Source organism: Candidatus Woesearchaeota archaeon, from assembly GCA_016214075.1.
GTDB lineage: Archaea > Nanobdellota > Nanobdellia > Woesearchaeales > DSVV01 > JACRPI01.
This window is the reverse complement of record JACRPI010000025.1, coordinates 50,011-60,428: the sequence shown is the minus strand read 5'-3', so window position 1 is coordinate 60,428 and position 10,418 is coordinate 50,011. Positions and strand designations below refer to the sequence as shown.

11 protein-coding genes are annotated in these 10,418 nt (G+C 39.3%); 4 read left to right on the top strand and 7 right to left on the bottom strand.

The genetic code is table 11. From position 1 onward, the window contains the following. Positions 1 to 208: 208 nt before the first annotated feature. The gene (locus HZC31_05450) at positions 209 to 946 is read left to right on the top strand and encodes a hypothetical protein (protein ID MBI5002808.1); all 738 of its coding nucleotides are present in this window, start codon (positions 209 to 211) and stop codon (positions 944 to 946) included. A 230-nt stretch (positions 947 to 1,176) separates the two neighbouring features. Here HZC31_05450 and HZC31_05445 read toward each other — a convergent pair whose 3' ends face one another. Genes HZC31_05445 through HZC31_05430 form a run of 4 tightly spaced genes read right to left on the bottom strand, consistent with a single transcriptional unit; the run spans position 1,177 to position 3,641 of the window. Further along, the gene (locus HZC31_05445; GenBank protein MBI5002807.1) at positions 1,177 to 1,620 is read right to left on the bottom strand and encodes a Kae1-associated serine/threonine protein kinase; all 444 of its coding nucleotides are present in this window, start codon (positions 1,618 to 1,620) and stop codon (positions 1,177 to 1,179) included. Further along, positions 1,596 to 1,811, bottom strand: coding sequence for a hypothetical protein (locus HZC31_05440; protein ID MBI5002806.1), 216 nt, complete (start codon positions 1,809 to 1,811; stop codon positions 1,596 to 1,598). Before HZC31_05440 ends, HZC31_05445 begins: the two co-directional genes overlap by 25 nt. 4 nt (positions 1,812 to 1,815) lie before the next feature. Next, positions 1,816 to 2,391 (bottom strand): RNA 2',3'-cyclic phosphodiesterase, encoded by a 576-nt coding sequence (thpR, locus tag HZC31_05435; GenBank protein ID MBI5002805.1) that lies wholly within the window; start codon positions 2,389 to 2,391, stop codon positions 1,816 to 1,818. A 14-nt stretch (positions 2,392 to 2,405) separates the two neighbouring features. Continuing rightward, positions 2,406 to 3,641 carry an HlyC/CorC family transporter gene (locus tag HZC31_05430; protein MBI5002804.1) on the bottom strand — a complete coding sequence of 412 codons (1,236 nt, stop codon included), beginning with the start codon at positions 3,639 to 3,641 and terminating at the stop codon, positions 2,406 to 2,408. Between the two features lie 77 nt (positions 3,642 to 3,718). On the opposite strand from HZC31_05430, the gene HZC31_05425 reads away from it, so the two are divergent. From HZC31_05425 to HZC31_05415, 3 genes are all read left to right on the top strand, one after another. Next, positions 3,719 to 4,351, top strand: coding sequence for a hypothetical protein (locus tag HZC31_05425; protein ID MBI5002803.1), 633 nt, complete (start codon positions 3,719 to 3,721; stop codon positions 4,349 to 4,351). 62 nt (positions 4,352 to 4,413) lie between these two features. Next, positions 4,414 to 5,724, top strand: a complete 1,311-nt coding sequence (locus tag HZC31_05420) for a hypothetical protein (GenBank protein ID MBI5002802.1) — start codon at positions 4,414 to 4,416, stop codon at positions 5,722 to 5,724. Positions 5,725 to 6,071: 347 nt separating this feature from the next. Continuing rightward, positions 6,072 to 6,647 carry a DUF655 domain-containing protein gene (locus HZC31_05415; GenBank protein MBI5002801.1) on the top strand — a complete coding sequence of 192 codons (576 nt, stop codon included), beginning with the start codon at positions 6,072 to 6,074 and terminating at the stop codon, positions 6,645 to 6,647. A 23-nt stretch (positions 6,648 to 6,670) separates the two neighbouring features. Here HZC31_05415 and HZC31_05410 read toward each other — a convergent pair whose 3' ends face one another. The 3 genes from HZC31_05410 to HZC31_05400 form a co-directional block, all read right to left on the bottom strand. Further along, positions 6,671 to 7,123, bottom strand: coding sequence for a hypothetical protein (locus tag HZC31_05410; protein MBI5002800.1), 453 nt, complete (start codon positions 7,121 to 7,123; stop codon positions 6,671 to 6,673). A 73-nt stretch (positions 7,124 to 7,196) separates the two neighbouring features. Beyond that, positions 7,197 to 9,443, bottom strand: coding sequence for a hypothetical protein (locus HZC31_05405; protein ID MBI5002799.1), 2,247 nt, complete (start codon positions 9,441 to 9,443; stop codon positions 7,197 to 7,199). A gap of 330 nt (positions 9,444 to 9,773) precedes the next feature. Further along, a complete protein-coding gene (locus HZC31_05400) occupies positions 9,774 to 10,409 on the bottom strand; it encodes an NAD(P)H-dependent oxidoreductase (protein MBI5002798.1) in 636 nt (211 codons plus the stop codon). Positions 10,410 to 10,418: the final 9 nt, after the last annotated feature.

Genomic DNA, 10,418 nt, shown 5'->3' with positions numbered 1-10,418 from the left:
TTTTCCTAACTTATTTTTTCTATAACCTTTTTTAGCAATATCACTGGATTTACAGTTCAAACATTGAATGTCCATAAAAATCACCAAAACAACCTAAGAATTAACTAATATATATAGATGACGCTAAATAGACAATGTCCTGTTTGTAGTTTTCGTAACCACAAACAAATTAAAAACATTTATAAACAAGCAGTTAATTCACAAAGCTATGGCTGACGAAAAAGAGTCAAAAAAACCAATTGTCAAGAAGAAAGCACCAATCTCTAAAAAAAAGAAAGCATGGTTCCAGATAGTTGCGCCTGAAGTATTTGGGAAAGCAGTTATTGGAGAAACACTTGTTGAAGACGCGAAACAAACAATGGGTAAAACAATCGGATTAAGCCTTATGAGTCTTACAGGAGATATGAAAAAACAGCATATCACCGTCACATTCGCAGTAGACAATGTCGCGGAAGGCAAAGGCCAAACAAAGGCAGTTGCGTATGATATTGCTCCAGCTTCTATTAAACGCCTTGTTCGAAGAGGACGAGAACGTGTTGACGCGTCCTTTATTTGCGAAACAAAAGACGGCGTGAAACTCGCGATGAAACCATTCCTCTTAACAGCGTATGAAACAAACAGATCGACATTAACCGCGTTGCGCAGATACGCGATTGCGTTTATCGCGACGTATGTTTCACAGAATGATTACGATACAGTTTTCAAAGACGCAGTCACTGGAAAATTACAAGCAGGTGTCCGAGAAGCAGTTCGGCATGTGTATCCAATTAGAGCAAGCGAAATCCGCATGATGCACATCACAAAACCAACCGCGAAAGTCACTGCGTTGCCGCATCCATCGATTAATGTCGAACAGATCATGCAGGGTTCTCAGAATAGAGCGCCACGACGGCCGCCAGTTCGTTCTGAAGCGCCACAGCAAGCTGCAGAAGCGGCAGCTCAATAGATTTTCTTAGAGTTTTTTCTGGATTTTTGAGGTGAAGTACATAATTAAACTACTTTGAACTTTATTACCGCAAGCCAACAACATGGCGAGACGGAGTAAAATTGGTGAAACAAATTTTACGAAGTAGGACAAGCTTTTTGGCAGAGGTAAGGATAAGAAAGCCAAAAAGTTGTCCGTCTGTGCCATTGTTGTTGTTGGCTTTGTGTTCATCAAGAATAAATAATGAATATTCACGACCCCTTTTTATTCCTTCCCCTTAACTCCACTTCCAATAATCGTTGTAACACTTCTTGATCACCATACGCTTCTTTCACTGCGGCAAATACTTTTCTGCTCACCGTATGATGCTTGCTTTCCAGCGCTTCTTCGAGAACATGAAGATCCACAGCTTTATCTTCTCTCTTTTGTGAGAAAAAACTCAACCCAAAATCAATGAAATAAACAATATTGGAAACAAGAATCATGTTTGATGTCGTCAGATCGCCATGAATAATTCCTGCGTCATGAATTTGTCGTATTTTTTTGCCAATTTCTTTTCCAATCGCGACACAATCTGTTTGTTCAAGAGAATCAGCAAGTTTCTTGCCATGCAAATACTCGATTTCGATAATCTCCTCCTCATCAGAAAACAGAACCTTTGGCGTAAAACCTAACTCCTTGAGTTTATCAAGCACTTTCGCTTCGCGACGCGTTCGCGAACTTCAACATGAGCAACTCCCTTATGCTTATGCAGAGTAAGCACTGCTTCAGCGCCAATCGCGAGAACTTTTTTCGCGCGTTGTTTGACAGGCTTTTTCTTATTCTTCTTTGCAGTTTTTTTTATTGACTTTAGAGTCTTTGTTATTTTTTTTGTTTTCTTTCGCATACCATCACGCACGCAGGGAAAATGTTTCAAGAGTGGAGTAGATTGGACCACTTTTTCGAAGCTGGCTTTCTTTGAGCAAAAAATGTGTACATTTTATTGTTCCAAACAAATCATTCTTATGTTTTGTGATAAAGTGTTGTATCTTTTCGCGTGTCTCCACATCCTTCATATCCTTAACCCGAGCAAGCGTCAAATGCGCAGTAAATGTCTCTTTTGGAAACAAAGGCGCGAGAAGCGTGTTGATCTCATCGCCCAATTGTTGGAGCGCAACGCTTTCGCAGCCAACCCACACAACACGAGGCCTTTTCTCAGTAGGAAAACACCCCATCTCCTTAACAGAAAAAGAAAAAGCAAGCAACGAAACACGAGAAAGCGCTTCTTTTACCTTCAAAAGCGTATTATGCGAGACATAGCCAAGAAATTTCAGTGTCACATGAATATTTTCAAGAGCAACCGGTTTTACTCCCCGCATCTGTAATTCGGAAAGCAGTGGCGCCATTTTTTCCTGTATTTCAGAAGGAAGTTCAACTGCGATAAAGCAGCGGATTTTCTTCGATTTCTCTTCTTCTTCTTTTTCCATGGGATAGAATAAATTTATTTCTTCTCAATAAAAATTTTAACAGGTTTCTTCTCCTCAACTTCGCGAATAATAAAAGTCAATTCATTAAAGCGAACTTTCATTCCTTCCTGCCATTCTTTCTTCTTCAATGTCTCAAGGAACTGGTTGAGCGTGTTTATTTTTTGATCGTAAGGAAGTCTAATGTTAAAGAACGCGTTAATGTCTTCAATCTCTGTATCCCCATGAACAATGATTATGTTCTTTTTGATACGCTTGATTAAAGTAGGAGAAATATCTTTTTCATCAAAGATGTCGCCAACAATCTCTTCAATAATGTCTTCCATAGTGACAAGTCCTTTTAATTCTCGCTTTTTGTTGAGCGCAATCGCGATATGCACGTGTCGTCCTTTCAATTCTTTAAACAAACGTTTGATAGGATAATTTTCCTCAACAAAAAGGGGTTTTTTCGCGATCTCGCGTATTTTCACTTCTTGTTTGTGTTCCGCAAGCGCCTGAAGCAAATCCTTCAGATACACAATGCCAACAATATTTTCTTTTGAGCCAGAATAAATAGGTGTTCTTGTATGCTCGCGCTTGTTGATTTCATGGACAGCAGCTTCGACAGTAAGATTTTCATCGAGGGAAAACATACGCCGTTTTGGCGTCATAACATCTTTCACTACATTTTGTTTAAAATCAAGAATCCCTTCAATAAATACCTTTTCTGTATTGCCAAGTCTGTTTTCTCGGACACCGAGCTCAACAAGCGTTCGCAGTTCCGATTCAGAGTAAAGGGGCGCTGCTTTATGACCACCAAACATTTTGAGAAAGAGCTTGGTAAGCCATTCAAATATGATGACAAAAGGATAAAGTACTTTAATTGCGATGATTCCCATAGGCGCAAGAAACAGCGCAATAGGTTCCGCATGGCTTGTCGCGAAGCTTTTAGGAATAATCTCCCCAAATGTAAGAATAATAAAAGCTGTAATCCCTGTCGCGATAACAACACCATTACTATCGAATAAAGATGTCGCGAGAACAGTTGCGAGAGAAGCAGCTGCAGCATTCACAATATTATTGCCAATAAGAATGGTAATAATAAATTCTCTTGGTTTTTGTTTAAGATGGAGCAGTGTTTGCGCTCCCTTGACTTTCTCTTTTGCCAATGTCTCTACTTTCAAACTACTTACCGCCATGAATGCGGTTTCTGCGCATGATGAGAACGCGGAGAGCGCCACAAAGAAGAAAAAAACAACAATTTCGATTATCATCACATATAGCGAATGCTGATTATATATAAAGATTGCGAGAACAAAAACATATAAACCCTCTTTCTTTTGAATTTTGCATGCAGAAAAATAAGCAGGACGAAGAAGACCACATGCACGCAGCGATCCAGAACGACATAGAGAATGATACAACAGAAGAATCCAAATTCTCTCGCGTCCTCAAAAGAGTGTTTCTTTTCATTGTCGGCATTTTTCTCGTCTACTTGTCATTAACCTATCTCGGCGTTGGTCCGTATATGCTGCAGATCTTTGAAGGACAGATGGTCAGCGCAGAAGTAGATGAAAACTTCACCCTTGCGATAGGAAACCAAACAAAAGTCATTTTCGAGAAAGAAGTATATCATGAGCTTCTCGAGTATTATGTTGCTCATCAACGCTATGAGTTTGCCGCGTGCTTTTTTGGGAATGTGAGAGAAACAAAAACACAAACAACAGATAATGAAACAACAACAGAAAAAACATACGTCCTTTCAGAGATGGAAATTCCGCATATGTATAGCCAATCCGTGCATAGAGTTGTTTCGACAGGGTGTCCTACAGAAACACTTGTCTCACTACATACCCATCCGTACAAACAGTGTTTATTTTCAGAACAAGACATAAATTCTTTTTTTATATTCAGGCAACGCGCGCCAAACGGACTCTACGCGTTGATGTGTGAAGAAGACCGATTTACATTCTACGGGTATTAAAACGGAAAAAGCAAGAAAACATAAGTACTTAAATAAGAGAAAAGAAATAAGAAAAGAAAAACATGAAATCAGTACTGCGAATAGGATTGGAAACAGAACTTTTTCTAATAAATAATAAAGGAAAAATCGCCAATGAAGCGGATGTTGTGTTAAAGGAGCTTCACAAAAAACAGAGCATGAAAGAGCACATCGTGCAAGAGTGCAGCCATGATATGATTGAAATCAAAGCGCCACCCCATGAGTTTGTCACAAAAACAGCGCTTCTTCTTCTGCAAAATATGGAAAAGGTTCAGGAAACAGCGGAAAAGCATCATCTTTCGTTACTCCCGCTTGCGACATATCCGGGAAAAATGACACCCTTGATGCGAACAGATAAAAAATATAAAATAAAAAGCGAGCTTTTTGGAGAAAAAAGATTTTTAATAGCGGGAAGATGTGTCGGATTTCATTGTCATTATGAACTTCCGTTTAACCTTCCTTTAGTTAAAAACATTTCGCTGCTTCAATTCCTTGATCTCAAACACGAGCATGCGCTGCTCAACGGCTACAACACAATGATTGCCATGGATCCTGCGCTCACGACATTTATGCAGTCTTCTCCTTTTTATCAGGGAAAGCATCTTGCGAAAGATTCTAGAATGTTAGTGTATAGAGGAAGCCCCGCGCTCAAATGCGCGCAATCACTGTATCATCATTATGAAGAGTTCGGGCAATTGCCTGGCTATAAGCACTCTATTTTTGAAGTCATTGAAATGATCGAAGAAAAATATCATGATTGGAAAAAGAATATCTTAGAGGTAGGCATGAACATAAGAACGCTCTCGCACTACGGATCATTTTTAGACACTGCGTGGAATCCTGTAAAAATAAATAAGTTAGGAACATTGGAACAGCGGGGCATGGATATGAATTATCCCGCGCATTTTATCGCAGCTGCTGCGTTGATAAAAGCAACAGTAAAAAGAGTTTCTGATGAAAATTTAGAGATTGTTCCAAGCGACGTAGGAATAAAAAAACCATTTACAGTGGAAGACGAAAAGTTGTTTGTTCCACCAGAACGTTTTATTCACAAAACATTGCAGGTGCATTCAGCGTATGAAGGAATCGAAAACAAATATATGCAAACTTATTGTAAAGCAGTGCTCAAGTTCGCGGAAAAAGATATGAAAAGGAAAAACAGACGTATCTTAAGACCATTTGCGAGAACGCTTGCTGAACAAAAAACACTTTCTGATGAGATTCTTTTGTATGCAAAGAAAAAAGGATGGGAAAAAGGAACAGAACTGCGGCAAAAAACAGCAGAAGAAATCGCAGTGCATTACGCAGAACGACTAAAAAAAGAAATTCCTATTTCTCTGAAACAGATTGCGTAAGAACAGAACTTCAAAAAAAAACCACTCTAAAGTGAAGAACAGCATGCTCGAGAACTCCAAACTCACCAAACTAGTATACATTTTCGTAACATTTATATACATCTTTGTACATAAATATAGCTAAGAGGTTGTGTAACTCAGCAACTTCGTCATGGTGATACAGGCTCTCTGTTGGATCAATGAAAGTTCTCAATTCTCATTGACCCCACCCCCCAAACAACCCAGCAGGGAGCCGGTAATCCTTTTTCTAATTGTTTCAAAAGTTTTATATAGTTCTACCACAACATAAATAGAGATTTAAGGAGTTGGGGGACTGAATAGACTACATCCTAACTAAACGTGAAACTATGGAACAAATGCAAAGAGAAGCAAGTATCAGAGAAGAAAAAGTATTAGTCTTAGATTTCCTGCCAAACGGCTATCCCTTAGATCCCCGACCAACACACAAGAAAACAGCGATTGTGCAGGCAGTGGGAAAAGATCACTTTACACTCTTAGAGCTTGTTCCAAAAAAAGGAACCACATTAAAACTTATGCAGGAATTATATATTGGACCAGACAAGCGAGATGAGATCCAGCATATTGTAGGAAGACTTCCTATGCACAAACTCACTGGAACCGCGAAACAAGAACTTGAGTTTGTCATCAAAGAAATTGTCCACACCAATCAAACAAAGTTCATTGAATTTTTCAATAAAGCGCAGCCGCTTTCCACAAGAATGCATCAGCTTGAGCTTTTGCCAGGACTTGGAAAAAAGCACATGTGGGAAATTATTGAAGCGCGCGAAGAAAAACCGTTTGAGAATTTCGCGGACATCAAAACACGAGTCAAACTCATGCCAGATCCAGAAAAAACAGTCGTCAAAAGAATTGTTTCTGAATTAGAAGGCAATGAAAAGTATCATATTTTTGTTGACAGATAATTTTTCTCTTATTTTAAATAGGTTTATTTAGAATAAACAACTTCAGAAGAAGATCTTCCATATTCCGCGACAAATCGTTCTGCAACCGGTCTCCATGCAGGATCTACAACATAAATATGAAGAGGAGTCTCAGTCTTTATTTCAAGAATGTCAGTGGTAAATCGAGCAGAAGCAATATGCTGTGCAAGAGCGTCAACGAGTTGTCCAACATCTCGATCTTCAGAAGGATGACGTAAGACGTGACGAGACGTGTGAGGAGTAAGATAAAGACCAACACCAAAATGATGACTCCCATTTGTTCCCATGAGTGGAGCTAAAACAAGATAAGGGTGTTGAGGTGCTTCTGGATATTCTTCAATAAGCGTAAATCCATTTGCAAAAAGACAAGGAGCATTTGCGTCAGGCTCACCTGCGTCCCATGCGTCAATAACAGGAGGCGCTCTTGGTCGTTGATAATCTGATAATTTATCACTCATTTTCTCTATTCTTCCATAACCCTTTTTAAGTTTTACGGAACATCTTACCTTATCACACCATTAAACACAAGAATCACTTAAAGCGCCGCAAATAACTCTCCACGATTTCTTCCATCCAGCCTTTTGCCGCAAGAATTTTCTTAATCTCTTCATTGTTTTTTCCTTGGCTAAAACTATGGCGAATAAAACTCTCGAGTTTTTCATACCCTTCCACAGGACTCGGAACATCGTGAATAATAATTTCCTTCGCTTTTTCAAAAATACTGGCAACTTTCTCCTGTGTCGTGCTGTTCTTTGTCATGCTTTGAATAGATTTCTTGATCGCGGACGCTTTTTGCTGTTTCATGATAAAATAGCGTAAACTAAAGCCAGCAACACCCAAACCCCCTAAGATAAGGAGAAATCCAACCCATTTTCGAGAACTATGTTCTTCTTCTCCTGTTATAATCACTTCTTCTGTTGCGTTTACTTCTGTTTCGTTTATTTCGGTCGTGTTTATTTCCTCAGAAATTTCTTCAGTAGTGTTAGAAATAGTTTCATTGGAAATTGTTTCATTGATCTCTTCTTCCACTTCAGGTTCTTGATACACAGGAATGGTTTCAGAGAGGGATTTGATATAATCAATATCATTGATAGTATACTGCAATTGAATATCGAGGGTGACTTCTTCGTCTGTAAACGCGGCGACAGGAATACTCCATGAGGTACTATACGGTTCTTGCGTCGCGAAGAGTTCATCAATCGCGTCTGTTGTTAAAGAAACAGTTTTCTTGTAATCAGGATCAGCGGTGTGAACAACCGCGAGTCTTGTTGGTTTATCTGCCATGGTCGTCAGAAGCGATAAAACAAGGGTCATGTTTGTATTTTCTTCATCATAGCCCTCAACAGTATAAGAAAGACCATATGGCGCGGTAAACGTCGCGGCGTTAATCGAAATAGTTTCTGATTCTTCAAACGTGCTTCCACCACCAAGATCTCCTGCCATCGTCACTTCATATTCTAACGCGGTGTCAGAATAAGGCGCGGTAAAATTCTGTTTTTTGATAAGCGTTTTTGTATTTTTTGGGAGCGACGCGACATAGTGAATAACAGAAAATAAATCAGAAGGATCTGAGGTAAGAGTAATAGCAACGTTAGAATAACTTATTTCAGTATCAGAATTATTCACATAATAATAGATGATAATCGGTTCGCCACCATCAAATGTTTCGCTGCTCAGCGTAATTATTGGAATAACATCAGCAACATCGATACTAAAAGAAGTACTTTCAGAAGCTGAATACGATTGCGCGTCGGAGCCAGAATAGGTATAACTATAATCTGCGGATGCGTCCAATGTATGAGTTCCACCACTTTCTGGAATAATAAAGACAGAAAATGATTGATCTCCGTAGCTGCTTAAAGACCCTGTCCAATTATATGTCCCATCATCTTGTTCGTTAAGTTGCGTATCAATATAGGAAACACTCACTGTAGAAGGAAGTGTCAAAACAAAAGAATCAACAGTAATTGCGCGGTCAAGATTATTAGAGAGAGTGACTGTGTATTCCATCTCTGTTCCAAGAGAAATCGCGTCTTCATCGGATTCAAGAGTAAAGGAAACCGCGACAGGATCTGTAAGGCTTATAGTCAAAGAATCGACAGTATCTTCATATTCGCCAGTGTCATCTTCATAAGTAAAAGTAACGTCATCTAAAGTAATGTCCGATCCGGAAGAAGGATAATCATCAATGACAATAGTATAAACAATAGTAGCAGACTCACTTTTATAGAGAACACCATTCCAATAAACATCAGCTATTGTTGATTTTTGTGAAGAGGTGGAAGTTCCTTTGGTAATCTCCGGTGTTCCCTGAATATCAACAGTTGAAGGAAGATCTTCAGAATAGGTAACAGAGACAGAATCATCTCCTTCATTGGAAATAGTGACCGTGATTTCAATTTCATCACCAATGTTCGCGCTTGTCGCGCTCGCTTCCTTGCTCACGCTGACAGAAGACTGTTCTTTTTCCACAGTAATTTCAAAGGTCATATCGCTTCCATCTTGTGTGATAGAATCAAGCGTAAAGGTGTATGGTCCTTTTATTGCTGTGCCGCCTTCTTCATCAATGAGAATGCTTCCATATTTGTTTGAACTAATGCGAACGCCAGTGTAATCCGCGTATTCATGCACAGTATACGTTTCACCGTCAAGTTCAAAAGTATCATCTTCGAGAACACTATCAGAGAAGACTTCTTCAGCTTCTGCGAAGGCAGAGGGGGAAGAAAAAATAAGAATAAAGAATAAAACAATGAGAGAAACAAGAAATTTCCTTTTCATGAGAGTATTCGGGAAAAAGAAGGATATAAACCTTTCGAAAGTATCAGATCGCAGAGAGATATTTTAATTCTTTTTCTAAATCACAAAGAGAATAATAATAACCCCATTCCGGCATTGCCGGAATGGGTCCCCCTGACAATAAAGCAATAGGGCGATTAAAAGCTACTGAGGAACAACAAACACGAGAACACGCACTAACTTTTCATATTCGCCTAACAAAGGAAAAAATGTCAGGGGGACCCATTGCACGAAGTGCAATGGGGTCATTATAATTGATTTAATCAAAAAAAGAATGACAATCCCCAATCAAGAAAACAAAAAGATGAAAAGTTATTTCCTTACTACAACCTCATCCATTCCAAATCGTACTTTCGCTGCAGCAGCGTATGTATCATCTGCAGAACGATAGCCAATAGGACAAAGAACTGCGGTAGTCAAATGCATTTTTTCAAGCCCCAATATTTTGTCAAAAGCAGTTGCGTCAAAACCTTCCATGGGACAGGTATCGATTCGTTTATAGCTACAAACAGTCAATAAATTACCAAGCGCAATGTAAACTTGCAATTTTGCCCATTCAATAAGTGCAGCTTTATCTTTGTGCGCGACAAAACCAAGCATCATGTCTTGATATCCTTTCAAGGAATCAACAGGAATTTTCCGAGTAGATGCAAGCGTTTCCACATATTTTTTGACGTAAGATTCATTGACATCTGTTCGCGCGCAAAAAACAAGAAGATGAGAAGCGTCAACTACTTGCGATTGATTCCATGCGTGCTGCTGTAATTCTTTTCGCAGCGTTGCGTCAGTCACCACAAGAAATTTCCATGGCTGTAGGCCAAAAGAAGAAGCAGAGAGGCGAAGCGCTTCAAGGAGTTCCTGAAGATCCTGTTCAGAAACTTTTTTCGTTGGATCAAATTGTTTTGTCGCGTATCTCCAGCGGAGATCATTGAGGAGGGTGTTTGTCATAAGAAAATG

Excerpts from the sequence above, each read along its gene's own strand:
- HZC31_05405 (MBI5002799.1), bottom strand. The coding sequence starts at position 9,443 with ATGAAAAGGAAATTTCTTGTTTCTCTCATTGTTTTATTCTTTATTCTT.
- HZC31_05400 (MBI5002798.1), bottom strand. The coding sequence starts at position 10,409 with ATGACAAACACCCTCCTCAATGATCTCCGCTGGAGATACGCGACAAAA.
- HZC31_05415 (MBI5002801.1), top strand. The coding sequence starts at position 6,072 with ATGGAACAAATGCAAAGAGAAGCAAGTATCAGAGAAGAAAAAGTATTA.
- HZC31_05430 (MBI5002804.1), bottom strand. The coding sequence starts at position 3,641 with ATGATAATCGAAATTGTTGTTTTTTTCTTCTTTGTGGCGCTCTCCGCG.
- HZC31_05420 (MBI5002802.1), top strand. The coding sequence starts at position 4,414 with ATGAAATCAGTACTGCGAATAGGATTGGAAACAGAACTTTTTCTAATA.
- thpR (MBI5002805.1), bottom strand. The coding sequence starts at position 2,391 with ATGGAAAAAGAAGAAGAAGAGAAATCGAAGAAAATCCGCTGCTTTATC.
- HZC31_05410 (MBI5002800.1), bottom strand. The coding sequence starts at position 7,123 with ATGAGTGATAAATTATCAGATTATCAACGACCAAGAGCGCCTCCTGTT.
- HZC31_05440 (MBI5002806.1), bottom strand. The coding sequence starts at position 1,811 with ATGCGAAAGAAAACAAAAAAAATAACAAAGACTCTAAAGTCAATAAAA.
- HZC31_05450 (MBI5002808.1), top strand. The coding sequence starts at position 209 with ATGGCTGACGAAAAAGAGTCAAAAAAACCAATTGTCAAGAAGAAAGCA.
- HZC31_05425 (MBI5002803.1), top strand. The coding sequence starts at position 3,719 with ATGCAGAAAAATAAGCAGGACGAAGAAGACCACATGCACGCAGCGATC.